This window comes from Nocardia acididurans (genome assembly GCF_016741815.1).
Classification (GTDB): domain Bacteria; phylum Actinomycetota; class Actinomycetes; order Mycobacteriales; family Mycobacteriaceae; genus Nocardia; species Nocardia acididurans.
In genome coordinates this window covers 307712-330276 of the sequence record NZ_JAERRJ010000005.1, presented here as the reverse complement: position 1 = coordinate 330276, position 22565 = coordinate 307712, and the positions used below count along the sequence as shown (strand labels likewise).

The window sequence follows — 22565 nt, the reverse complement described above, 5'->3', positions numbered from 1 at the left end:
ATTCCGGTGGATCGGGTAGTCCCCATTCGGGAGCGGGCCGCCGCTCCGGCGACCCGCCCCGCCCCCTCGGGAGGACCTATGAACTACCCGATATTCGATCTGGAATCCGCCGCAGCGGATATGGACACCGTGGTCACCGGAATCGACGACACCCAACTCGACGCACCCACCCCCTGCACCGGCACCTCGGTCCGGCTGCTCCTCGCCCATGTCGTCGGCCTCACCGAGGCCTTCCGCCAAGCCGCCACCAAAGAGATGATCGGACGGTCCCAGCCCGCGACCTCGGTACGCCCGGAACTCCCGCACGACTGGCGCACCCGCATCCCCGCACAACTCAAAGACCTCGTGGCCGCCTGGTATCAGCCCGCCGCGTGGACCGGCGACACCGAAGCCGGCGGTGTCCTGCTGCCCGCGACGCAGATGGCCGAAATAGCCTTGAACGAGTTGGTCGTTCACGCCTGGGATCTGGCGCGCGCCACCGGGCAGCCCTATCTTCCGGATTCCGACGATCTCGCCATCCTCCTCGAGATGCTCCGCAACACACCGGTGGAGGGCACGCCCGGCCTGTTCGGACCGGTCGTTCCCGTTCCCGACAATGCCGCCACGCTCGACCGGGTCCTCGGCCTGACCGGGCGTGATCCGGCGTGGAGCGCGCACAGCGCCTAGACGAACACTCCTGCCTCGGCGGCCAGTGCGGCGGCCTCGGCGGCCGCGGTGACCGCCGCGTCGTCGATGGCCGCGCCACTGGCCAGCAGGCGGTAGTAGAGCGGGGCCGAGACGGCCGAGAGCACCGCGTGCGCATCGGTGCCGCGCGGGAGTTCGCCGCGGGCGACGGCGGATTCGACGACGGGGGACCATTCGTCCAGGCGTGTGCGATAGAAACCGTGCAGGGCCGCGGCGGTCGCCTCGTCGCCGGTCGCCGCGGCGATCAGGGCGCGGAAGAGCGGGCCCTGCCGGGTGTCGGTGAGGGTTTTCGCAACGAGGCGGGCGTTCGCCAGCAGGTCGCCGCGGAGCGAGCCCGTATTGCTGTGGGGGAGTGAGGATTCCGCCATCTCCGCGAGCAGGTCGGTGACCAGCCCGGCCGGGGTGCGCCAGCGGCGGTAGACGGTGGTCTTGCCGACCTCGGCGCGGGCGGCCACCTCCGTCAGATCCAGTGCGGCGAAACCGCGTTCGGCGAGCAGATCGCCCGCGACGCGCAGCACCGATTCGCGGACGCGCGCGGTGCGTCCACCTGGGCGAAGCGAGCCGGGCGCGGCGGTGTCCTGATCCATAACGGGCCTCCAGTTTCATTTACGGCGAGAGGAGTGTATCGTCTGTCATGTTAATGAAACTGTAGTTCCGTTAGGAGTGGGGCAATGGAATACCGTCGATTGGGCGCATCGGGTCTGCTGGTGCCGGCGTTGAGCTTCGGCGCGGGCACCTTCGGCGGGCGTGGCGAACTGTTCAGCGCCTGGGGCGACACCGACGCGCAGCAGGCGCGCCGGCTCGTCGACATCAGCCTGGACGCGGGCGTCACGCTGTTCGACACCGCCGACGTCTACTCGGACGGGGCATCGGAAGAGGTTCTGGGAGAAGCGATCCGGGGCCGCCGTGACCGGCTGCTCATCTCCACCAAGGCGGGCCTGCCCACCGGGCCGGGAGCCTACGACGCCGGAACCGGGCGGGCCCGGCTCGTCACGGCGGTGGAGGGATCACTGCGCCGGCTCGGCATCGACCACATCGACCTGTTCCAGCTGCACGCCTTCGACGCGGGCACGCCCGTCGAGGAAACCCTTGCGGCACTGGACGATCTGGTGCGCGGCGGCAAGATCCGGTACATCGGAGCCTCCAACTTCGCGGGCTGGCAGCTCATGAAATCCCTTGCGGCGTCGGATAAGAACGGCTTCCCGCGCTATGTCGCGCACCAGGTGTACTACTCCCTCGTCGGGCGCGACTACGAGTGGGAACTCATGCCGCTCGGCGTCGACCAGGGCGTGGGCGCGGTGGTATGGAGCCCGCTCGGCTGGGGCCGGCTCACCGGGAAAATCCGTCGCGGGCAACCGCTTCCGGAAGGCAGCCGCCTGCACAAGACCGCCGAGGCCGGGCCGCCGGTGGACGACGAACTGCTCTACGACGTGGTCGACGTCCTCGACGAGATCGCCGCGGAAACCGGGCGCACCGTCCCGCAGATCGCACTCAACTGGCTGCTCACCCGGCCCACCGTGGCGACCGTCATCGTGGGCGCGCGCAACGAGGAGCAGTTGACCCAGAACCTCGGCGCGCTCGGCTGGAGCCTCACCGCCGATCAGCTCGCCCGCCTCGACAAGGCGAGCGCCGTCACCCCGCCCTACCCCTACTACCCGTACTACCGCCTGCCCGACTTCGCCCGGCTGAATCCGCCTGCGGTGTAACGAGAAAGACCCCGGCAGACCGTGCCGGGGTCTCTTCGATCATGCGGTCCTACAGGCCGAGGCCCTTGGCGAGCACGCCCCACGAGGTCTTGAGGTCGTCCTGCCAGTAGCCCCAGGAGTGCAGGCCGACATCGCGGTAGACGAAGGTCGCCGGGATGCCGAGAGAATTCAGCTTGGCCTGGAAATTGTGGTTGAACAGGTTGATGCTGGCCTCGATGATCATGCCCAGCGCGATCGTCTTCGGATATTCCGAGGTGTTCGTGGTCGCCCACTTGGAACTCGGCAGATCATAGGCTCCCGGAATGCCGTTGCCGGTCGACACGAAAAGTTCGACCCCGCGCAGCTTTTCGGCATTCACCGTCGGATCGTTCTCCACCCACAGCGGATTGTCCATGGCGCCCCACATGTTCTCGACCGTGCCGCCGCCCCACTCGTTCACGGTCAGCTTCACCGCCTCCTGCGCGATCGGGTCACTGGTCTGCGTCAGACCGGAGTACACCGCCGCAGCCTGGAACAGGCCCGGATTGTGGGTCACCAGATTCAGCACCGACAGACCCGACATCGACAGGCCCGCAATGGCGTTCACGCCATTGGTGTTCAGCGCGGCATCCATCAGCGTCGGCAGTTCCTTGCCGATGTAGGTGTCGTACTTGTAGACGCCCAGCTTCGGATCAGGCTGCAACCAGTCGGTGTAGAAACTGAACCCGCCACCCAGGATCTGGATGACATTCACGTTCTTGTCCGACAGGAACTGCATGGCATCGGTCTTGCCCTGCCAATTCGCCTGCCCCGCGCCGCCGTCCGCGCCACTGAGCAGATACAGGCTCGGGCGCGGCACCGAGGTGTCGGCCGGCAGCATCACCTCCACCGGCAGCACGGTGTCCATGGCCGCCGAATAGATGTCGAAATGCAGGGTGCGCGCGTCCACCGGGACGATGTTCTTGATGTACGAACCGTCCGCCGACTTCACCGTCGGAATGGTGACCTGCGGCTTCGGTCCCTGCCCCTCCGGCCCCTGAGCCTCGGGACCCTGTCCTTCCGGCTGCCCGGCGCCCGGCTGCTCCGGCGGATCCGCCAGCGCCTGCCCGCCGATGCTCAAGGACACCGCGGTCACCACGGCGGCCACGGCCGTACGCACGATTGTTCGACGGATCAAGATCCCCGCCCCTCCCAGATTTCCCTCATCAGACCGCCCCGTGACGGCAAAACTCTGCCGCCGAACAACATACCGGGATAGTTACGTGCGGGCCATGTCCGGATGCCCGGCAGGCGACCGGCGATCAGTACACGTCACGCACATAGCGTTTCTCGGCCACCAACTGCTTCTTGAACGCGAGTGCCGCGTCCTCGGACAGCTTGCCGTGAATACGCGCGATCTTCAGCAGGGTGTCGTCCACATCCTTGGCCATCCGGGAGGCGTCGCCGCAGACATAGAAGTGCCCGCCCTCACGCAACCACGCCCACAGCTCCGCGCCGTGCTCGATCATCCTGTGCTGCACGTAGATCCGTTCGCGCTGATCGCGGGAGAAGGCCAGATCCAGGCGGGTCAGGAAGCCGGAGCGGAACATGTCCTCCAGCTCGGCGCGATAGTAGAAGTTGTCCTTGGCGTGCTGATCGCCGAAGAACAGCCAGTTGCGGCCCCTGCAGCCCAGGGCCCGGCGCTCCTGCAGGAAACCGCGGAACGGGGCGATGCCGGTACCCGGGCCGACCATGATCATGGGCGCGTTCGGATCCAGCGGCGGGCGGAAATGCGGGGCGCGCTGCAGGAAGATCGGCACATCCAGATCCGCGCGATCGGCCAGGAAGGTCGAGGAGACACCGCCGCGCCGCGCCGCCGAACCGATGGCGGCCGGATCGCCGTAGCGCACCACGCCCACGGTCAGCTGCACCTCCTTGGGGCTCACCAGCGGGCTCGACGAAATCGAATACTGGCGTGGCTGCAGCTTTTTCAGCGCGCCCACCCATTCGACCAGATCGGCGTGCACCGGGAAATCGCGCAGCACGTCCACGGCCTGCCGATCCCACAGGTAGCCGTCCAGCTCATTGCGATTGTCGCGGCGCAGCAGTTTCGCCAGGCGCGGGCTGGCATTGCGCTCCGCGATGAATCCCAGGAAATCCGAACTCACCTTGGTGATGTCGTAATGCGTGCGCAGCGCTTCGGCCAGCAGCAGTTCCTGATCGTCGATCTCAATGGTCCGGCGGCCGTCGAGCCCGGTGACCTGCAGCCACTCCGACACCAGCGATTCGCAATTGGCGGGCTTGATGCCCAGCGAATCCCCGACCTCGTAGGAGGCATCCAAACCGCTGAGATCGAAGCCGAACTGCCGCACCTCCTTATCGCATCCGGGCCGCGAAAGCAGTTCATTGCGAACCAGTTTCGAGGCGACCGGCGAGTTCCGGGTGAACGGCGCGGGCGTGGATCGCTGCGGTGACAGCACCGCCGTGGCCGCACGGCTTCCCGCCACCCCGGCTGTCGGGCCTCCCGTCATTCCGGTCGCCTGACCTCCCGTCATTCCGGCGTGCTCGTGGCCGGAGTCCACCGCGCTCGGATGCTGCCGGTGTGGATCCCGGCCAAGAAGCGCGCCGGGATGAGGGTTACCGTCGCCGTCCCCGCTCTCGCTGAGCGCGCCGACGATATCGCTCAGCCAGCGAGCCGACAGCTCTTCGTGGTCGGGTTCGCTGTCCACGCGGGGGAGCAGGCGTTTCGCGCCGCGCTTGGCGAGGAGTTCGTCGAGTTTGCGGCCGTGGCCGCAGAAGTCGTCGTAGGAGGAGTCGCCGAGGGCGAAGACCGCGTAGCGCACGCTGTTGAGACGGATCACGCTGTCGGACAGGCGTTCCCAGAAGTCCGCGCCATTGTCCGGCGGGCCGCCGTCCCCGAAGGTGCTGCTGATGATCAGCACCTCGCCGGTCAGGTCGGACAGGTCGGCGGAGTCCATGTCGATCAGGCGCGGCGCGAAGCCGGAATCGGCTATGCGGGTGGCGGTTTCGGCGGCCAGCTCCTCGGCCGTCCCGGTCTGGGAAGCCCACAGCACGGTTACCGTGCGCAGGGCGGCCTCCACTTCGGTCACCGCGACATTCGCGTCCCCGGCGGCGGGGGAGTGGCCGTGCTCCGCGCCCGAGGTGCGCGAGTACATGCCGGCGAGCAGGCCGTCGATCCACATCCGGCTCGCGCGTGAGACCGGAGCGGACTCCGGCAGCACCGGCTGACCCGTGACCGGAAGCGATTGCAGCGCGGCCAGATAGCCGCCCAGATAGATGCGCTCGGTTTCGCTGAGCATCGGCGCGGTGGCCGTCTCCAGGCCCAGCATTACCGCCAGCGGATGCGGTCCGTTCGGAATTGATGCAGCGCCGAGCGGAGCGGCGGCAAGGCCGACCGGCATCGTCATCGGTTCCGGTGCCGCCTCCGGCTCCGGCAGAGCGGCGACCTTGCGCAGGTGCACCGCGCACGCCTTGAACTCCGGCTGCAGGGACGCCGGATCCACGGCATCGTTGGTGACGGCGTTGATGGTCAGATACTCGCCCTGTTCGTCGTTCCAGTGGAAGGGCGCGAAGCAGGTGCCCGGCAGCACCCGGTCGCTGATCTGCGCGGGCAGCACGGCCCGCCCACGGCGCGAGGCGATTTCGAGCTGATCACCCTCGCCGATACCCAGCTTCCCGGCATCCTCGGGATGCACCTCGACGAACGGCTTGCCGTTGAGCTTGGTGAGCTTGGCGATCTTCCCGGTCTTGGTCATGGTGTGCCACTGATGCTGCAGGCGACCGGTATTGAGCAGGAACGGGAAATCCTCGTCCGGCATCTCGGCGGGCAGCAGGTGCTCACGCGGCCAGAAGACGGCGCGGCGGCTGGGCGTCGCGAACGCCAGGCGCGGGGTGTGGCCGTTCGCGTCGGTGAACAGGGTCTGGCTCACGCCGTCGTTCACATAGCGAATCGGATTGCGGCGCTGCGCCGGATCGGGGCAGGGCCACTGCATCGGGCCTTCCCGCAGCGCCTCGTAGCTGACGCCGCGCAGATCGTAGCCGGTGGCCGGATTCGCGAAACGCCGGATCTCGTCGAAAACCTCGGCGCTGGAGGCGAAGTCGAAACCCGGGAAGCCCATGGCGGTCGCCACCTGGGCGATGAGCTGCCAGTCCGGCCGGGCGGCGCCGACCGGATCCACCGACTGCCGCAGCAGCGTCAGACTGCGTTCCGAATTCACCATCACCGCATCGGCTTCCGCCCACAGGGTGCTCGGCAGCAGCAGGTCGGCGTAGGCGTTGGTGGCGGTCTCGATGTACACGTCCTGCGCGATCACCAGTTCGGCTGCTTCCAGCCCGGCGATCACGGTCTTCCGATTCGCCATGGAGGCAACGGGATTGGAGCAGATGATCCAGGCGGCCTTGATCCGGCCGTCCTCGAGCCCCCGCCACATCTCGACGGTGCCCGGTCCGGCCTCGGACCGGATGGTCCCCGGTTCCAGCTCCCACACGTTCTCCACGAAGGTGCGGTCCGCCTCGTTGAGCACGGCGCGCTGACCGGGCAATCCCGGTCCCATGTAACCCATTTCGCGCCCGCCCATGGCATTGGGCTGCCCGGTGACCGAGAACGGCCCGCTGCCGGTGCGGCAGATCGCGCCGGTGGCCAGGTGCAGGTTCACGATGGCGTTGGTGCTCCAGGTGCCGTGCGTGGACTGGTTGATTCCCATGGTCCACAACGACATCCATTCGCCCGCCGCACCGATCCACGCCGCGGCGGTGCGGATGTCGGCCTCGGCCAGACCGGTGATCGCGGCGACCTCGGCGGGCGGATAGGCGGCCAGGAACTCCGGCATCGCCGCCCAGCCCTCGGTGTGCTCAGCGATGAATTCCTCGTCGATCGAGCCGTTCTCCACCAGCAGATGCAGCAGCCCGTTCAGCAGCGCCAGATCCGTGCCGGGCTTGATCTGCAGGAACAGATCCGCCCGCGCCGCGGTATCGGTGCGGCGCGGATCCACCACGATGAGCTTCGCGCCCGCCTTGAGCCGATCTGCCATGCGCAGGAACAGGATCGGATGGCAGTCGGCCAGATTCGCGCCGGTCACGAAGAACAGGTCGGCGTGATCGATGTCGTCGTAGGAGCCGGGCGGGCCGTCCGCACCCAGCGACTGCTTGTACCCGGTGGCGGCACTGGCCATGCACAGCCGGGAATTGGCCTCGATGTGCACGGTCCGCAGGTAGCCCTTGGCGAGTTTGGTCGCCAGATACTGGGCCTCGATCGACATCTGCCCGGACACGTACAGGGCGATGGCATCCGGTCCGTGCGTGTCGAGAATCCCGCGCAGCCGCTCGGCGGCCTCCCGCACCGCCTCGTCCACGGGCACCGGCTGTGGAGCCTGACCGCGCTCCGGCCGCCGGAACGCCGTCTCCATCCGGCCCGGCGTCCGCATCAGTTCGGCATGGGTGGCGCCCTTGGTGCACAGCCGACCGCCGTTCACCGGGTGCAGCTTGTCACCGCTCACCTTCGCGATCACGGTCGCGCCGGACGCGTCCGCCTTGGTGTCGACGGTGATGCCGCAGCCCACGCCGCAGTACGAGCACGCCGTCCGGGTGCCCGAGCGGGGGGTGGCTGCATCCGTCATGTGTCCGATGATGGCCATCCCCGATTGCGGGGGATTTACCGAAAGTTATCGGCAGATGACATTGCTCCTCACAGCCGTGTAAATCGGTGGTGAGGAGCGCGATTCGGTGACGGGATTCACAAAACCGCAGCGTGCGGTTGGTGGCGGGCGGGCCGGTCAGCCGCTACCCGCCGCCGGTTCAGCTCAGTTTGAATCCGCGGTGCAGGGCCACCGCGCCGCCGCTCAGGTTCTTCCACTTCACCGACGACCATCCGGCGTCGGCGATGCGCAGGGCCAGCTGCGACTGTGTCGGCCAGGCCCGGATGGATTCGGCCAGGTACACGTAGGCGTCCGGATTCGAGGAGACCTTCTTGGCCACCGCGGGCAGCGCCTTCATCAGGTACTCCATGTAGATGGTCCGGAACGGGGCGAAGGTCGGCGTCGAGAACTCCGCCACCACCAACCGCCCGCCCGGCTTGGTCACGCGCAGCATCTCGCGCAGCGCCAGATCCGGATCCGACACATTGCGCAGACCGTAGGAGATGGTCACCGCGTCGAAGGATTCGTCCGCGAACGGCAGCGCCATCGCGTCACCGGCGACCATCGGCACATTGCGGAAGCGCCCGGCCGCCAGCATCCCCTGCGAGAAGTCCGCGGCCACACACCACGCACCCGACCTGGCGAGTTCGACCGTCGAAACACCGGTCCCCGCAGCCAGATCCAGCACGCGTTCGCCGGGACGCAGGGCCAGGGCCTTGCGCGTCTGGTAGCGCCAGTAGCGGTCCTGGCCCCCCGAAATCAACGTATTGGTCAGGTCGTACCGCTTCGCGACCCCGTCGAACATCGACGCGACTTCATGCGGCTGCTTCTCGAGCGAGGCCCGAATCAGTTCCTGCCGCTCCGTTTTCGCCATATGCGCACACTAGCTCTCGCGGCGCGGGCGCGACCACCGCGATCGGGCCGCGTTGAACGACGCGAGCCACCGCGTCGGCGGAGAGCCCAGCAGCCACAGCAGCGGCAGTGCGATCAGCCACGCCACGGCGACCACCGACAGCATCGGAATGATCGCGACACGAACGTCGCGCCCGGCGACACGCACGAGATCCGGATCGCTGCGCCGGTATTCGACATTGATCCGTTCACCGGCGGTCAACTTGGTCGGATAGAGCACGCCGACCTTCGGATTGTGGGTCACGCCATCGGGGGTCACGTAGATCACCGCCGAGCGGAGACGGCCCGCCGAGAGCACTTCCGCGCTGGTCACGCCCTTGTCGGCATTGATCAGCTGATCGTCGCGCCAGGCCGCGGCCAGCAGCAGCAGGGCCAGCACGCTCACCGCGCACGCGGTGATCACGACCCCGATCCGGGCCCGCCGCAGGCGTTTCGCACGCCGCCGCAATCCGGTAGCAGACTGGCTAGTTTCCGACACTTCACCAGGCTATTCCACGGCCCCGCTACCCTTGCCGCCATGTCCCGTAAATTCAGCTTCACCGTGCAGTACAGCGTTCCGGTAGAAGATCTTCACCGGGCACTCACCAACGACGAGATGTGGCAGGCGCGCTTCAAGGACGCCGCCACCGCGACCCTGGACCTGTCCCACCCGGACGGCCCCGGCACCGCGCGCATCCATATGACCGAAAAAGCGCCCGAGGACAAGATTCCCGGCATCGTCAAGAAGGTGCTCAAGAGCGACCTCATGCTCGAGCGCACCGACACCTGGGGCGCCCTGGACGGCGAGATCGCCAAGGGCACGTTCATCGGGAAGTCGGGCGGGATCACCACCGCCATGGAGGGCACCTTCGAATTGCGGCCCACCGCCGAGGGATCCGAGATCGAGGCCGCGGGCACCGTGGACGTGAGCGTGCCGCTGGTCGGCGGGGCGATCGAGCCGCTGGTCGAGAACCTGCTCCAGAAGACCATGAACAGCGAGCGCAAGTCCGTCGAGGAGTGGTTCGCCTCGCAGACCGCGTAGTACGCCCGCTCTCGGGGGCTCTCGGGGTTTCGCCCCCGACCCCCCACCCCGGCCCCGGGGGCTTCGGCCTCCGGGGCCGCGGTCGTCTATTGCATTGCGCTCGGGTCGAATTCGCGGTTCTCGACGATGACGAGCCAGTTGCCGGAGTTGTCCCGGATCACGGCTTCCACGCCGTACGGGCGCTCCGACGGGGGCTGTACGAAATCCACGCCCTTGGCGGTGAGTTCCTCGAAGGTCTTGTGACAGTCATCCGTGCGCAGGCCCAGCGCCCCGTGCGTGCCCTTCGCCAGGGAGCGGCGGGTGGCCTCGGCCAACTCGTCGTCCAGGGGCGGCCCGGGGACCATGAGCGTCACCTCGAGCTCCCGATGATCCGGATGGGCGACGGTCACCCAGCGGAAGCCGTTCTCGCCCATGGTGACATCGCCGGTCTCGACGAAGCCGAGCTTCTCGATGTACCACTGCTTGGCCTCGGTCTGATCGGTCACGTACACGGTGACCAGCGAGATGTTCGTAATCGTCGTCATGCCACAAGGCTATGACCTGCGTCTTCGGATCCGCTTCTCCGAAATTGCGATTCTCTGGTCGGGCAGTCTGCGGTCGGACAATCCGTGCATGAACACGTAGCAGCCGGGAATGTGCGGCACGCCCTCCGCCGCGAACTTGGCCTGATACTCCGACGGCGACATCCCCACCAGCTCGGTGAACTTGCGGCTGAACGAGCCCAGACTGCTGTAGCCGACCAGCATGCACGCCTCGGTCACCGTCACATTGGTGGCGCGCAGCAGGTCCTGCGCGCGTTCGATCCTGCGCTCGGCCAGATATACGGCCGGGGTCTTCCCGTAGGTCGCCGCGAAGCACCGCAGGAAGTGATACTTCGACACCCCCGCGGCCGCCGCCAGACTGTCCAGATCCAGCGGCTCCGCGTACTTCCGGTCGGCCAGATCCCGGGCCCGCCGCAGATGCGGCAGCAGGTCCTCGGGAATCGGCCGACCGCTCACGAGAAGGGCTGCAACTGGTCGAATCGCATGGACGCGCGGCCCGCACCCCGCCACAGCTTGGCGGTGATATCCAGGTCCTCGTCGTCCACCAGATTGCCCATCACGCGAACCGCGGTGCGCTGCAACAACTTCGACCGCATGACCGGCGGCCCGCCCAGCGGCACCGTGCGCGGGTGCGTGGCCAGCGCGGCCAAGCGACGCGCCACCGAGAAGGTGCGGCCGTAGCGGGCACGCAGCATCTCCGGCCAGATCTTCGACAGATCCGGCTCGTCCAGGATGCCGGCCAGCATGTGCCCGCCCTCCAGGCCGTAGTCGATGCCCTCGCCGTTGAGCGGGTTCACACATCCGGCGGCATCGCCGACCAGTGCCCAGTTGCGCCCGACCACATGGGAAACCGCACCGCCCATGGGCAGCAGCGCCGAAGTCACCGCGCGCGCTTCACCTTCGAAACCCCACTCCTGGCGGCGCAGTGAAACATAGTGCTGCAGCAGCGGTTTCAGCGAGATATTGGAGGGGCGCTGCTCGGTCGCCAGCGAGCCGACGCCGATATTGACCTCGCCGTTGCCGAGCGGGAACACCCACCCGTACCCCGGCACCAAAGTGTTCTCGGCATCACGCAATTCGAGATGCGAGGTGATCCACGGATCGTCGCTGCGCTCGGAGCGGATGTAGGCCCGCGCGGCCACGCCGTACGCGTACTGCCGATGCCAGGTGCGCCCCAGCAGTTTTCCGACCGGCGACCGCACCCCGTCCGCCACGATCAGGATATTGCAGGACACCGCACGCAGTCCGGCGGCGGTCTTGACGGTCACCCCGGTCACCCGGTCGCCGTCGCGCGCGACCTCCACGACCCGGGCCCCGTCCACCATCCGCGCGCCCGACTTCACCGCGGCGTCGCGCAGCTTGTCGTCGAGTTCCATTCGCGGAACGGCACTTCCGTAGGTGGGGAAGGATCCGCCCGGCCACGGCAGCAGCGCCTCCCGCCCGAACCCGGCCATTCGCAACCCGTGATTGACCGTGTGCTCGCGCACCCAGTCCCCGAGCCCCAGATGCTCCAGTTCGGCGGTCGCGCGCGGCGTCAGCCCGTCCCCGCAGGTCTTGTCCCGCGGAAACACCGCCGCATCGGTCAGCAGTACATCGCGCCCCGCCCGCGCCGCCCAGGCGGCCGCCGCCGACCCGGCCGGACCTGCCCCCACCACCAAAACATCAGCATGCGCTGGCAGCGCTGGGTCCTCCTTGCCCTCCGCTTCGCTCCGGGCGGGTTCGCGGCCCTGGGAGTCTCGATTCTTCCCTCCCTCCGCTCCTCCGCTTCGCTCCCCCGCTCCACTCAGTCCAGAATCGAGACGGCCGCGAACCTCGGGGTGCTGCGAACTCGGGTGCTGATCGGGTGAGCGCATGCGGTCAATACTTGCAGCACATGATGATCGGTGCACCTCCGCCTCCCGGCGCCGGTTCGAGGGGATGCTCACACGGGTTCATGTGATGTTCATCCGATCTCCCCGATGTTCTCTGCGTCGCACTACGGTGGTGTCCATAGGGGGTGATCGATCCACACGCTAGGTTCTTTGGCGTGGGGTCGGACGCGGCACTGGGAGATGAAATGAGCGCATCGGCTGTGAGCGATGAGAGCACGGTGGTGGCGGGGGTGGATCTCGGCGATCCCGAGCTCGCGGCGACGGTGAAGAAGGGCCTCGACGAGGTCGAGGATCTGCTGATCACAGAGCTGTCCGACGGCGAGGACTTCCTGCAGGAGGCCGCGCTGCACCTGGCCAAGGCCGGCGGCAAGCGTTTCCGTCCGCTGTTCACCATCCTCACCGGTCAGCTGGGCCCGGACCCCACCAGCCCGGACCTGGTCACCGCGGGCACGGTCGTCGAACTCGTGCACCTCGCGACCCTCTACCACGACGACGTCATGGACGAGGCCCCCATGCGCCGCGGCGCGCCCAGTGTGAACTCGCGCTGGGGCAACAGTGTGGCCATCCTGGCCGGCGACTACCTGTTCGCGCACGCCTCCCGCCTGGTCTCCACCCTCGGCCCGGACGCGGTGCGCATCATCGCCGAAACCTTCGCCGAACTGGTCACCGGTCAGATGCGGGAGACCATCGGCGCCAAGCAGTCCCAGGATCCGGTCGAGCACTACCTGCGCGTGGTGTGGGAGAAGACGGGCTCGCTCATCGCGGCGGCCGGACGCTTCGGCGGCACCTTCTCCGGCGCGAACCTCGACCACGTGGAACGCCTGGCCCGCCTGGGCGACGCGGTCGGCACCGCCTTCCAGATCTCCGACGACATCATTGACATCTCCTCGGTGTCCGAGCAGTCCGGCAAGACCCCCGGCACCGACCTGCGCGAGGGCGTGCACACCCTGCCCGTCCTCTACGCCCTGCGCGAAGAGGGCTCCGAGGGCGACCGCCTGCGCAAACTGCTCGCCCACCCGCTGGAATCCGACGACGAGGTCGCCGAGGCCCTCGACCTGCTCTCGCGCTCGCGCGGCATGGTCCTGGCCAAGGAGAAGCTGCAGGGCTACGCCGATATCGCGCACGCCGAACTCGCCGCACTGCCCTCCGGCCCGGCCAACGAGGCCCTCGAGCGCCTGGTCCGCTACACCATCGAGCGAGTCGGGTAAAAGGGAACTTCTGGTCAGGCCTCTTTCGTTCACCTGCTGGGACGCGAGCACGATGCGGCACCGAACGGGACAACCGATCTCGTGAGGGCCGGGTAACTCGTCGGGTACGTCCAGAGTTCAGGACGCGCTCGACCGCACCACGCGAATGGGACGGAGAGCGGCTCTCAGCCTGGCGCTGAAGTCGCGGAGAGGCGGGCAGAGACCAATGCACGGCAACGGCTATGCGAACGGATTGAAGACGTTCGGGCTGCTGGTCGGGATGTCGGCGCTGATCGTCTTCATCGGAGCTCTGTTCCGGAATCCGACGATCCTGGTGCTGTCGATCCTGGTGGCGGTGGGCATGAACGCCTACGCCTACTTCAACAGCGACAAACTGGCCCTCAAGGCCATGCACGCACAGCCGGTGAGCGAACTCGAAGCGCCGGTCATGTATCGCATCGTGCGCGAGCTGGCGACCACGGCCCGGCAGCCCATGCCGCGGCTGTACATCAGTCCCACCAACGCGCCCAACGCCTTCGCCACCGGGCGCAATCCGCGCCATGCGGCGGTGTGCTGTACGACGGGCATCCTGCAGATCCTGGACGAGCGTGAGCTACGCGCGGTGCTCGGCCACGAACTGTCGCACGTCTACAACCGCGACATCCTGATCTCGTCGGTCGCGGGTGCGCTCGCCGCGGTCATCTCCGGTATCGCGAATCTGGCGTTCTTCGCGAGCGCGTTCGGCGGCAACCGTAATGGCGGCGCGAATCCCATTGCGATACTTCTGGTTTCGCTGCTCGGGCCGATCGCCGCCTCGCTGGTGAAGCTGGCCGTCTCGCGGTCGCGCGAGTATCAGGCCGACCAGGACGGCGCCGAACTCACCGGCGATCCGCTGGCGCTGGCCTCGGCCCTGCGCAAGCTGGAGCGCGGTGTCCAGGCGGCCCCCCTGCCGCCCGAACCGCAGCTCACCGCGCAGTCGCATCTGATGATCGCCAATCCCTTCCGGGCCGGCGACAAGATGGCGCGCTGGTTCTCCACCCACCCCCCGATGGCGGATCGCATCGCCCGCCTCGAGGAGATGGCGGGCGGCACGCACCGCTACTAGCCGCTGTTCCTAGCGGTAGTTCACGAACTGCAGGGCGATCTCGAAATCGCTGCCCTTGAGCAGGGAGATCACCGACTGGAGGTCGTCGCGGCTCTTGCTGGAGACGCGCAGTTCCTCACCCTGGATCTGCGCTTTCACGCTCTTGGGGCCCTCGTCGCGGATCTTCTTGGCGATCTTCTTGGCGTTCTCGGTGGTGATGCCCTGCACCAGGGTGCCTGTGATCTTGTACACCTTGCCGGAGGCCTGCGGATCACCGGCGTCGAACGCCTTGAGCGAGATGTCGCGGCGAATCAGCTTCTCCTTGAACACATCCAGCGCCGCCTTCACGCGGTCCTCCGAGTCGGCGGTGAGGATGATCTTCTCCTCGCCGGACCACTCGATGCCCGCGCCGGTGTTGCGGAAGTCGTACCGCTGGCTCAGCTCCTTAGCGGCCTGATTGAGCGCGTTGTCGACCTCTTGACGGTCGATCTTGCTCACGACATCGAATGACGAATCCGCCACGCCTGTGCTCCTGTCCAAGATCCGAAAAATGGGGTTTCGATCGCCGACGCTAGCCCGTCCGTCATACCCATAGCCAGCCGGTTTGCATTCGGGGCGGGGGTTGGATGTATTCTCGTCACCGCGCCGCAAGGCGTGTCCGGCAGATTGCCCGAGCGGCCAATGGGAGCGGACTGTAAATCCGTCGGCGAAAGCCTACGTAGGTTCGAATCCTACATCTGCCACACCGAAACCCCCCGAACTCGATGAGTTCGGGGGGTTTCGTGCATCTCGGGACGGCACGCGTTCACACACACCCGAAGGACACCCGCGGCACCTGCCGCACCGCCGCGTCCCAGGGCTCGAAAACCGGCTCTGACCACCCGGTTTGGAGATGCTCCGAAGTGTTGTGTAATCTCGTTCAAGTCTTCAGCGCCCCGCCTTCCGGGTGGAGCCAAGCAGACATGCCCCCTTAGCTCAGTCGGCAGAGCGTTTCCATGGTAAGGAAAAGGTCAACGGTTCGATTCCGTTAGGGGGCTCGCCGGATTGCCGGTGGTGACCGACTCGGCCGTCCTGATTGACCGGGCCGTCGCTACTGTCAAACCCGCACACATGGCGGTGTAGCTCAGTCGGTAGAGCAAACGACTCATAATCGTTGTGTCGCCGGTTCAAGTCCGGCCATCGCTACCCCATACTGATTGACCCTCAGTCGGTTGACCGGAAAGAAGGCAAATCGTGGCCGCGAAGTCCACTGATATCCGGCCAAAGATCACCTTGGCCTGCGAGCAGTGCAAGCACCGCAACTACATCACCAAGAAGAACCGCCGGAACGACCCGGACCGCTTGGAGCTGAAGAAGTTCTGCCCCAACTGCGGCACCCACCGGGCGCACCGCGAGTCTCGCTAACTTAACCCCGCGCGATCTACCGCGTGGAAGAAGTGCCGGAACGGCCGGCCACTTCGTCCCTCAATACAGAGAGACAGTGGCCCCCGGTCCGGCACTTGGTGTATATAGCGGTGATTAGCGCTCCGCCGTCCCCGGGTTCGGGGTCAGATAGGGATGTCCTGCCGTGACGATCAACACCGAGGCCGAAATGCCTGATTTGGGTGAGGTTTTCGATCCCGCCGCACACGCCGCCGCCATGGTCGGCCACCACTACCGGGTGGACGACTACTACGAGGTGGGCCGCGAGAAGGTCCGTGAATACGCCCGGGCCGTGCAGGATTACCACCCGGTGCACTGGGACGAGGACATCGCCCAGGAGTACGGCTACGACGGTCTCGTCGCTCCGCTCACCTTCATCTCGCTGGTCGGAATCCTGGCCCAGCGCACGCTCTTCGAGCAGATCGTCACCGGCTACGACCTGAGCCAGATCATGCAGACCGATCAGATCCTGGAATTCCACCGGCCCATCAAGGCCGGCGACCAGCTCTCCTGCATCGTGTACCTGCACTCGTTCCGCCAGGCCTTCGGCGGCGACATCATCGTCACCAAGAACGACGTGGTCGCGCAGAACGACGAGCTCGTGCTCACCACCTACACCACCCTCATCGGCCGCAGCGGCGGTGACATCGATCCCAATATCGGTGACGCCGTGCGCAATGTGCTCATGCACGGCATCGGCCCCGACGAGCGTCCCGAACACCACCCGCGCACCGATGTGCCCGCCACGCCGGCCGCCGCGCCGGTTCCGGTGCAGGCCACCGCGGGCGCGATCACCGCGAGCAAGCACGCCATCCGCTTCGAGGACGTGACCGTCGGCGCCGAACTGCCTTCCCGCGTCGTCCGTCTCACCCGCGGCGATCTGGTGAACTACGCCGGTGTCTCCGGCGACGCCAACCCGATCCACTGGAGCGACGACGTCGTGAAGCTGGTCGGCCTGGAAAACGTTGTGGCACACGGCATGCTGACGATGGGCCTGGGTGGCGGCTTCGTCACCTCGTGGCTCGGCGACCCGGGCGCGGTGAAGGAGTACAACGTCCGCTTCACCAGCCCCGTGTACGTCCCCGTGGACCGTCCCGCAGAGATCGAATACACCGGCAAGGTGAAGTCCGTGGACCCGGAAACCCGCACCGCCGTGATCGCCATCGTGGCGAAATCGGAGGGCCGCAAGATCTTCGGCCGGGCCACCGCCACGGTGCAACTCGCCTGACCAGAGGGGTCGACCCCCGATTGGCGATTGCCGCGTCGGTTGACGTACACTCGGAAATCTGGGGTCATTAGCTGATGCGCGCTGCTCCGAGGAGCGGCGCGCTGGTTTGTGAAAGCCCCGGGTGCACAACCCGTAGTACACACAACCCGTAGTACAACTGAATACGAACATGTGGCTGGGCGATGACACCCGGAGTCCAGCCGAAGGGGCGTAGCTCAACTGGCAGAGCAGCGGTCTCCAAAACCGCAGGTTGCAGGTTCAAGTCCTGTCGCCCCTGCCCTGAGTGCCAGCGACGAGAGAGGATCGACGTGAGCGACGAGCGGGATACTCGCCACGAAGATGGCGACGAATCCGCTGCGGCACGTCCGAGCGGCAAGCGTTCCGCCCGGCGTGGTCGTGCGGCGTCATCCTCCTCGGCGGCGGTGATCGACCGTCCCTCGACGCAGGCCAAGGCAACCAAGCAGTCCGGCAAGGCCGGTCGCAGCGGTACGGGCAACCCGTTCAAGCGCCTGGTGAAGTTCCTCAAGGAAGTCGTTTCCGAACTTCGCAAGGTGATCTGGCCCAACCGCAAGCAGATGGTCACCTATACGAGCGTTGTTCTGGTGTTCGTGGTCTTCATGGTCGCGTTCATCAGCGGGTTGGATCTGGCGTTCATCAAGGGTGTCAACTGGCTCTTCGGCTAGCTGACGGTCGGCGCCGGTAACCGGTTCCCCGAGCAGAGGCGGGGAGCGGGACCATCCGCCGGGGCTTGTTGCCCCCGGCGCGCAGAGGATTACGTGACGACAAGGAAGCGAGTGCCCCAGTGAGCACCCCGGAGAACGGCACAACCGACGAATTCCAGATCGACGACGTGGTGGTGGACGACGAAACCATCACCGCCGCCGAGGAATCCGACGACTCCGCCGAGGCGGAGCCCGCCGCCGACCTCTCCGCGCCTGTCGACGCCGAGCCGGCCGATCCGGTCGCCGAGATGAAGGCCGCGCTGCGGCGCGCCCCGGGCGACTGGTACGTCATCCACTCCTACGCCGGGTACGAGAACAAGGTGAAGGCCAATCTCGAGACCCGCGTGCAGAACCTCGGTCTCGAGGACTACATCTTCCAGGTCGAGGTCCCGACCGAAGAGGTCACCGAGATCAAGAACGGCCAGAAGAAGAACGTCAACCGCAAGGTGCTGCCGGGTTACATCCTGGTCCGCATGGAGCTGCACGACGAGTCGTGGGGCGCGGTGCGCAACACCCCCGGTGTGACGGGCTTCGTCGGCGCGACCTCCAAGCCGTCGCCGCTGTCCATCGACGATGTGGTGAAGTTCCTGGTCCCGGCCTCGCAGCAGAAGAAGGCCGCCGCGCCTGCCGCCGCTGCCGCCGCCGCGAGCACCGGTGGTGCGGGCGAGTCGGCCGCCGCCAAGCCGATCATCGAGGTCGACTTCGAGGTCGGCGAGTCGGTCACCGTCATGGACGGCCCGTTCGCCACGCTGCCCGCCTCCATCTCCGAGGTCAACGCCGAACAGCAGAAGCTCAAGGTGCTGGTCTCGATCTTCGGCCGTGAGACCCCGGTCGAACTGGCCTTCACGCAGGTCGCCAAGATTTAGTCGCAGCGAGGCGGTGGCCCGGGTTCGCCCCGGTGTCACCGCCTTTTTCGCGTTCGCATAGACTTGACGGGTTGTGCCCTGGGCTGCTTGCTGCCCCGGGTGCAAGTCCCTGAAAAGGCTTACGGGTGATCCGTAAGGAACCTAACCAAGGAAGAAAGATGCCCCCGAAGAAGAAGAAGGTCGCTGGGCTCATCAAGCTCCAGATCCAGGCCGGCCAGGCCAACCCGGCTCCGCCGGTGGGTCCGGCGCTGGGTCAGCACGGCGTCAACATCATGGAGTTCTGCAAGGCGTACAACGCGGCGACCGAGTCGCAGCGTGGCAACGTCATCCCGGTCGAGATCACGGTCTACGAAGACCGCTCGTTCGACTTCAAGCTGAAGACGCCGCCCGCCGCGCGTCTGCTGCTGAAGGCCGCGGGAATCCAGAAGGGTTCGGCCGAGCCGCACCGCACCAAGGTCGCGCAGATCACCATGGACCAGGTTCGTGAGATCGCCAAGACCAAGCAGGAAGACCTGAACGCCAACGACATCGACGCCGCGGCGAAGATCATCGCTGGCACCGCCCGCTCGATGGGTATCACCATCGCGGAGTAAGAGCCTTCCGGCTCTGGTGGGAGGGACTTGCCAGTCCCATGTACCACTTCTGACTTAAGACAAGGACAGACAAAAATGGCAAAACGAAGCAAGGCTTACGTCGAGCAGGCCGCCAAGGTCGACAAGACGGCGCTCTACGCCCCGCTGGCCGCCGCGCGGCTCGCGAAGGAGACCTCGACCACCAAGACCGACGCGACCGTCGAGGTCGCCGTTCGTCTCGGCGTCGATCCCCGCAAGGCCGACCAGATGGTCCGCGGCACCGTCAACCTGCCGCACGGCACCGGTAAGACCGCCCGCGTCATCGTGTTCGCGGTGGGCGACAAGGCCGCCGAGGCCGAGGCCGCCGGTGCGGACGCCGTGGGCGCCGAGGACCTGATCGAGCGCATCCAGGGTGGCTGGCTGGAGTTCGACGCCGCCATCGCGACCCCGGATCAGATGGCCAAGGTCGGTCGTATCGCTCGCGTGCTGGGCCCGCGTGGCCTGATGCCGAACCCGAAGACCGGCACCGTCACCCCCGATGTGACCAAGGCTGTCAACGACATCAAGGGCGGCAAGATCAACTTCCGCGTCGACAAGCAGGCCAACCTGCACTTCGTGATCGGCAAGGCTTCCTTCGACGAGAAGAAGCTGGCCGAGAACTACGGCGCCGCGCTCGACGAGATCCTGCGTGTCAAGCCCTCCACCGCGAAGGGCCGCTACGTCAAGAAGGTGACGTTCTCGACCAACACCGGACCGGGCATCCCGGTGGATCCGAACCGCACCCGCAACTTCGCCGAAGAGGACTGAGTCCTCCCACGCGATAACGCGTAGCAACGCAAAGCCCGAAGGGCCGGTACGAATCTCGTACCGGCCCTTCGCTTTTCCTCGCGCAGATGTAGTCAGAGGTCGCGGAGACCGCAGATCGGGTCGCCGGTGCTCATGGTGCACAGGGATCGGATGAGGTTCCCCACGATGGGGGTGACGATGGCGGCCGAGCCGGCCTGGAGTGCCGAGGAACCGACATCGATGACGGCGGAACCGGTTTCGGGGTTGCCGGGGCTCGGGGCGGCGCTTGCCGGTGCGGCGGCCAGGCTGCCGAGGGCTGCGGCGGCGACGGCCGTGAGGAGTATTCGCTTCATGAGGATCTCCGGATTCAGCTCTTGGAGCTGCCGCTGTTCAGGGCGTTGCAGAGGGGGCGGGGGTCGGGCTCGGTGCCGCCCCAGATTCCGCAGACGAGCAGGTAGATGACGGCGCGGGGCATGACGAGGATGTTGAGGAGCTCGGTGGAGCCCGAGCTGGAACCGGAACTGGAACCGGAATCGGCGACCGGCTGGGCGGCCGGGGCGGCGTGGGCGGCGGGGGAGAGGGCGACGCCGGTGAGGGCGGCGGAAATCGTCACCGTGGCAAGGAGTTTGGTGAAACGTGGAATCATGGGGTTACCTCCGAACAAAGATGTTCGTAGACCATAGCGGAGTTCGGTCAGTGTGAAATACCCTAGTTTTACAGTCTTGGCCTTCATGGGTGCGCATGACAGCGTGCGTGGACTCGCATCACGCACCATCCGAAGGAGTCCACATGCGACGCCTCGTCTTCTCCGCTGCCGCCGCCCTGGCGGTGGGCGCCTTCGCGGCGCCGGCCGCCACCGCCGCCCCTCTCGATATCGAACCCGTTGCCCCCGTTGCCGATTCGGGATCATCCGACTTCCTCATGCTGCCGCCCTATATGGCCTACCTGGGCTCCGCGGTGGTGATGGGCTGTAAGACGGTTCCGGGCGACACCAACCCCAACCCGGCGCCCGAGCCCCCGTACTGCGCGTTCCTGCGGGGCATCTACTCGGGTAGCAGCAGCATCTCCGGCGGCAACCGATGAAAGGGCTCTCCGTGCGACGTCTTGTTTTCTCGTGCGCCGCAGCCGCACTGGTCGCCGTGGCGGCCCCGGCCGCGACGGCCGCGCCGCTGCCACTGGAACCCGCGCCGGTCGCGGACAGTGGTACGGGCAACTGGGGTGACGGGTCCGGGTTGTATCTGCTGCCCTTCGCGCCGCTGTACCTCGCCTACGCGGGGTCGGCGATGACGCTGGGCTGCCCGCTGCCCATTCAGTCTCCGCCCAGCCCGACGCCGCTGCCGGTGCAGTGTCAGGTGCTGAATGTGCTGATGACCCCGCTGAACGCGGGGAGTTCGGCGCTGTCGCTGGGCAGTCATTCGCTGTCGGGTGGCAACGGGTAAGGGCCGTTTTGGTGGATCGATGGCCGTCGGCTATAGTTGTCGACGGTCATCGATCCGTTCGATGATCACCCCAAATCGTTCTACCGAAGACCGTTGGTTGCTGCCGCGAGGCAGTCGAAGGTCCGGCGTTATTGCCGGCGGCCCACGCAGGGAGAGCCGAGGCTGGGATGAACAGTTCGAGTTCGCTCGCGTTGTTTTTCTTGTGCGCCCCGGGACCTCTGCGTCCGCGGGGCGTTTGCTTTATCGCCGGCCCCTGTGGCGGATTTCGGTGGCACACATCGAAAGAACCGACCATCCAGAGAGGAGGCGAAGTATGGCAAAAGCCGAGAAGGTCACCGCGGTAGCGGAGATCAAGGAGCAGTTCGAGACTGCTACGGCCACCGTCGTCACGGAATACCGTGGCCTGTCGGTCGGCAAGCTCACCGAGCTGCGCCGCGCCCTGGGTGCGGACGCCACTTACTCCGTCGCCAAGAACACCCTGGTCAAGCGTGCCGCCGCCGAGGCGGGCGTCGCTGGCCTGGATGACCTGTTCGTCGGTCCGACCGCCATCACCTTCATCAAGGGTGAGCCGGTCGAGGCCGCGAAGGCGCTGAAGGCGTTCGCCAAGGACAACAAGGCGCTCATCATCAAGGGCGGCTACATGGACGGCCAGGCGCTGTCCGTGTCCGAGGTCGAGCGGATCGCCGATCTCGAGTCGCGCGAGGTGCTGCTCGCCAAGCTGGCCGGTGCCATGAAGGGCAACCTCGCCAAGGCCGCCGGGCTGTTCGCCGCCCCGGCCTCGCAGGTCGCTCGCCTGGCCGCCGCCCTCGAAGAGAAGAAGCGCGCCGAGGAAGCCGCGTAAGCGGTATCCCTGCTTCTCTTTTCACCACCCACCCCAAACCTCTTCGTCGCCGTTCGCGCGGCGATGAACA

Annotated in this window: 25 protein-coding genes and 4 tRNA genes; 18 read left to right on the top strand and 11 right to left on the bottom strand. The window is 66.8% G+C overall.

What is annotated here, in order from left to right; genetic code table 11:
- The first annotated feature begins 78 nt into the window (after positions 1–78).
- Positions 79–666 carry a TIGR03086 family metal-binding protein gene (locus JK358_RS14695; RefSeq protein ID WP_201947884.1) on the top strand — a complete coding sequence of 196 codons (588 nt, stop codon included), beginning with the start codon at positions 79–81 and terminating at the stop codon, positions 664–666.
- Here the strand turns inward: JK358_RS14695 and JK358_RS14690 are convergent.
- Entirely contained in the window at positions 663–1271 is a 609-nt protein-coding gene (locus tag JK358_RS14690) for a TetR/AcrR family transcriptional regulator (protein WP_201947882.1), read from the bottom strand. The two genes, JK358_RS14695 and JK358_RS14690, sit on opposite strands and share 4 nt — an antisense overlap.
- Positions 1272–1355: 84 nt before the next feature.
- On the opposite strand from JK358_RS14690, the gene JK358_RS14685 reads away from it, so the two are divergent.
- The gene (locus tag JK358_RS14685) at positions 1356–2390 is read left to right on the top strand and encodes an aldo/keto reductase (protein WP_201947879.1); all 1035 of its coding nucleotides are present in this window, start codon (positions 1356–1358) and stop codon (positions 2388–2390) included.
- Positions 2391–2439: 49 nt separating this feature from the next.
- On the opposite strand, the gene JK358_RS14680 is transcribed toward JK358_RS14685, so the two are convergent.
- From JK358_RS14680 to JK358_RS14665, 4 genes are all read right to left on the bottom strand, one after another.
- Positions 2440–3546 (bottom strand): alpha/beta hydrolase, encoded by a 1107-nt coding sequence (locus JK358_RS14680; protein ID WP_232851280.1) that lies wholly within the window; start codon positions 3544–3546, stop codon positions 2440–2442.
- A gap of 124 nt (positions 3547–3670) precedes the next feature.
- Positions 3671–7984 (bottom strand): bifunctional nitrate reductase/sulfite reductase flavoprotein subunit alpha, encoded by a 4314-nt coding sequence (locus tag JK358_RS14675; RefSeq protein ID WP_201947877.1) that lies wholly within the window; start codon positions 7982–7984, stop codon positions 3671–3673.
- Positions 7985–8162: 178 nt separating this feature from the next.
- Positions 8163–8876: a demethylmenaquinone methyltransferase gene (locus JK358_RS14670; RefSeq protein ID WP_201947875.1), complete on the bottom strand. Its 714-nt coding sequence runs from the start codon at positions 8874–8876 to the stop codon at positions 8163–8165.
- A 9-nt stretch (positions 8877–8885) separates the two neighbouring features.
- Positions 8886–9392: a DUF3592 domain-containing protein gene (locus JK358_RS14665; RefSeq protein WP_307817519.1), complete on the bottom strand. Its 507-nt coding sequence runs from the start codon at positions 9390–9392 to the stop codon at positions 8886–8888.
- A 39-nt stretch (positions 9393–9431) separates the two neighbouring features.
- Here JK358_RS14665 and JK358_RS14660 point away from each other — a divergent pair, with 39 nt between their 5' ends.
- On the top strand, positions 9432–9935 hold the full coding sequence (locus JK358_RS14660) for a DUF2505 domain-containing protein (RefSeq protein WP_201947873.1): 504 nt from the start codon (positions 9432–9434) through the stop codon (positions 9933–9935).
- 86 nt (positions 9936–10021) lie between these two features.
- On the opposite strand, the gene JK358_RS14655 is transcribed toward JK358_RS14660, so the two are convergent.
- Genes JK358_RS14655 through JK358_RS14645 form a run of 3 tightly spaced genes read right to left on the bottom strand, consistent with a single transcriptional unit; the run spans position 10022 to position 12156 of the window.
- Positions 10022–10459 carry a VOC family protein gene (locus JK358_RS14655; protein WP_201947871.1) on the bottom strand — a complete coding sequence of 146 codons (438 nt, stop codon included), beginning with the start codon at positions 10457–10459 and terminating at the stop codon, positions 10022–10024.
- 9 nt (positions 10460–10468) lie between these two features.
- Positions 10469–10918, bottom strand: coding sequence for a helix-turn-helix transcriptional regulator (locus JK358_RS14650; RefSeq protein ID WP_201948384.1), 450 nt, complete (start codon positions 10916–10918; stop codon positions 10469–10471).
- An 11-nt stretch (positions 10919–10929) separates the two neighbouring features.
- Positions 10930–12156 (bottom strand): geranylgeranyl reductase family protein, encoded by a 1227-nt coding sequence (locus tag JK358_RS14645; RefSeq protein ID WP_201948382.1) that lies wholly within the window; start codon positions 12154–12156, stop codon positions 10930–10932.
- A 377-nt stretch (positions 12157–12533) separates the two neighbouring features.
- Between JK358_RS14645 and JK358_RS14640 the strand changes: the two genes are divergently transcribed.
- Both JK358_RS14640 and htpX read left to right on the top strand, forming a co-directional pair.
- Positions 12534–13556, top strand: coding sequence for a polyprenyl synthetase family protein (locus JK358_RS14640; RefSeq protein ID WP_232851279.1), 1023 nt, complete (start codon positions 12534–12536; stop codon positions 13554–13556).
- 205 nt (positions 13557–13761) lie between these two features.
- Positions 13762–14640: a zinc metalloprotease HtpX gene (htpX, locus tag JK358_RS14635; protein ID WP_201947869.1), complete on the top strand. Its 879-nt coding sequence runs from the start codon at positions 13762–13764 to the stop codon at positions 14638–14640.
- Between the two features lie 9 nt (positions 14641–14649).
- On the opposite strand, the gene JK358_RS14630 is transcribed toward htpX, so the two are convergent.
- A complete protein-coding gene (locus tag JK358_RS14630; protein ID WP_201947866.1) occupies positions 14650–15141 on the bottom strand; it encodes a YajQ family cyclic di-GMP-binding protein in 492 nt (163 codons plus the stop codon).
- Positions 15142–15279: 138 nt separating this feature from the next.
- Here JK358_RS14630 and JK358_RS14625 point away from each other — a divergent pair.
- From JK358_RS14625 to rplA, 10 genes are all read left to right on the top strand, one after another.
- Positions 15280–15362, top strand: a tRNA-Tyr gene (locus JK358_RS14625).
- A gap of 221 nt (positions 15363–15583) precedes the next feature.
- A tRNA-Thr gene (locus JK358_RS14620) sits at positions 15584–15656 on the top strand.
- A 75-nt stretch (positions 15657–15731) separates the two neighbouring features.
- Positions 15732–15804: transfer RNA gene (locus JK358_RS14615), tRNA-Met, on the top strand.
- 48 nt (positions 15805–15852) lie between these two features.
- A complete protein-coding gene (rpmG, locus tag JK358_RS14610) occupies positions 15853–16023 on the top strand; it encodes a 50S ribosomal protein L33 (RefSeq protein ID WP_029925945.1) in 171 nt (56 codons plus the stop codon).
- A 187-nt stretch (positions 16024–16210) separates the two neighbouring features.
- Positions 16211–17269 (top strand): fused (3R)-hydroxyacyl-ACP dehydratase subunits HadA/HadB, encoded by a 1059-nt coding sequence (locus tag JK358_RS14605; protein ID WP_201948377.1) that lies wholly within the window; start codon positions 16211–16213, stop codon positions 17267–17269.
- 204 nt (positions 17270–17473) lie between these two features.
- Positions 17474–17546 (top strand) — tRNA-Trp (locus JK358_RS14600).
- A 31-nt stretch (positions 17547–17577) separates the two neighbouring features.
- Positions 17578–17952: a preprotein translocase subunit SecE gene (secE, locus tag JK358_RS40345; protein WP_201947864.1), complete on the top strand. Its 375-nt coding sequence runs from the start codon at positions 17578–17580 to the stop codon at positions 17950–17952.
- A 119-nt stretch (positions 17953–18071) separates the two neighbouring features.
- Positions 18072–18857, top strand: a complete 786-nt coding sequence (gene nusG / locus JK358_RS14590; protein WP_201947862.1) for a transcription termination/antitermination protein NusG — start codon at positions 18072–18074, stop codon at positions 18855–18857.
- Between the two features lie 158 nt (positions 18858–19015).
- The gene (gene rplK / locus JK358_RS14585) at positions 19016–19450 is read left to right on the top strand and encodes a 50S ribosomal protein L11 (RefSeq protein WP_201947860.1); all 435 of its coding nucleotides are present in this window, start codon (positions 19016–19018) and stop codon (positions 19448–19450) included.
- A 75-nt stretch (positions 19451–19525) separates the two neighbouring features.
- Complete coding sequence (rplA, locus tag JK358_RS14580) at positions 19526–20236, top strand: 50S ribosomal protein L1 (protein ID WP_201947857.1); 711 nt, start codon at positions 19526–19528, stop codon at positions 20234–20236.
- Positions 20237–20328: 92 nt separating this feature from the next.
- On the opposite strand, the gene JK358_RS14575 is transcribed toward rplA, so the two are convergent.
- On the bottom strand, positions 20329–20568 hold the full coding sequence (locus JK358_RS14575; protein WP_201947855.1) for a hypothetical protein: 240 nt from the start codon (positions 20566–20568) through the stop codon (positions 20329–20331).
- A 14-nt stretch (positions 20569–20582) separates the two neighbouring features.
- On the bottom strand, positions 20583–20861 hold the full coding sequence (locus JK358_RS14570) for a hypothetical protein (protein ID WP_201947852.1): 279 nt from the start codon (positions 20859–20861) through the stop codon (positions 20583–20585).
- A gap of 143 nt (positions 20862–21004) precedes the next feature.
- On the opposite strand from JK358_RS14570, the gene JK358_RS14565 reads away from it, so the two are divergent.
- The 3 genes from JK358_RS14565 to rplJ all read left to right on the top strand — a co-directional run bounded on the left by JK358_RS14565 (position 21005) and on the right by rplJ (position 22495).
- A complete protein-coding gene (locus JK358_RS14565) occupies positions 21005–21298 on the top strand; it encodes a hypothetical protein (protein ID WP_201947851.1) in 294 nt (97 codons plus the stop codon).
- A gap of 11 nt (positions 21299–21309) precedes the next feature.
- Complete coding sequence (locus tag JK358_RS14560; protein ID WP_201947849.1) at positions 21310–21654, top strand: hypothetical protein; 345 nt, start codon at positions 21310–21312, stop codon at positions 21652–21654.
- Positions 21655–21967: 313 nt separating this feature from the next.
- Positions 21968–22495: a 50S ribosomal protein L10 gene (gene rplJ, locus JK358_RS14555; protein ID WP_201947847.1), complete on the top strand. Its 528-nt coding sequence runs from the start codon at positions 21968–21970 to the stop codon at positions 22493–22495.
- Positions 22496–22565 lie beyond the last annotated feature (70 nt).

Excerpts from the sequence above, each read along its gene's own strand:
- JK358_RS14660 (WP_201947873.1), top strand. The coding sequence starts at position 9,432 with ATGTCCCGTAAATTCAGCTTCACCGTGCAGTACAGCGTTCCGGTAGAA.
- JK358_RS14675 (WP_201947877.1), bottom strand. The coding sequence starts at position 7,984 with ATGACGGATGCAGCCACCCCCCGCTCGGGCACCCGGACGGCGTGCTCG.
- JK358_RS14655 (WP_201947871.1), bottom strand. The coding sequence starts at position 10,459 with ATGACGACGATTACGAACATCTCGCTGGTCACCGTGTACGTGACCGAT.
- JK358_RS14685 (WP_201947879.1), top strand. The coding sequence starts at position 1,356 with ATGGAATACCGTCGATTGGGCGCATCGGGTCTGCTGGTGCCGGCGTTG.
- rplJ (WP_201947847.1), top strand. The coding sequence starts at position 21,968 with ATGGCAAAAGCCGAGAAGGTCACCGCGGTAGCGGAGATCAAGGAGCAG.
- JK358_RS14690 (WP_201947882.1), bottom strand. The coding sequence starts at position 1,271 with ATGGATCAGGACACCGCCGCGCCCGGCTCGCTTCGCCCAGGTGGACGC.
- JK358_RS14670 (WP_201947875.1), bottom strand. The coding sequence starts at position 8,876 with ATGGCGAAAACGGAGCGGCAGGAACTGATTCGGGCCTCGCTCGAGAAG.
- JK358_RS14605 (WP_201948377.1), top strand. The coding sequence starts at position 16,211 with ATGCCTGATTTGGGTGAGGTTTTCGATCCCGCCGCACACGCCGCCGCC.
- JK358_RS14640 (WP_232851279.1), top strand. The coding sequence starts at position 12,534 with ATGAGCGCATCGGCTGTGAGCGATGAGAGCACGGTGGTGGCGGGGGTG.
- rplK (WP_201947860.1), top strand. The coding sequence starts at position 19,016 with ATGCCCCCGAAGAAGAAGAAGGTCGCTGGGCTCATCAAGCTCCAGATC.
- rplA (WP_201947857.1), top strand. The coding sequence starts at position 19,526 with ATGGCAAAACGAAGCAAGGCTTACGTCGAGCAGGCCGCCAAGGTCGAC.
- JK358_RS14565 (WP_201947851.1), top strand. The coding sequence starts at position 21,005 with ATGCGACGCCTCGTCTTCTCCGCTGCCGCCGCCCTGGCGGTGGGCGCC.
- htpX (WP_201947869.1), top strand. The coding sequence starts at position 13,762 with ATGCACGGCAACGGCTATGCGAACGGATTGAAGACGTTCGGGCTGCTG.
- JK358_RS14575 (WP_201947855.1), bottom strand. The coding sequence starts at position 20,568 with ATGAAGCGAATACTCCTCACGGCCGTCGCCGCCGCAGCCCTCGGCAGC.
- JK358_RS14695 (WP_201947884.1), top strand. The coding sequence starts at position 79 with ATGAACTACCCGATATTCGATCTGGAATCCGCCGCAGCGGATATGGAC.
- JK358_RS14570 (WP_201947852.1), bottom strand. The coding sequence starts at position 20,861 with ATGATTCCACGTTTCACCAAACTCCTTGCCACGGTGACGATTTCCGCC.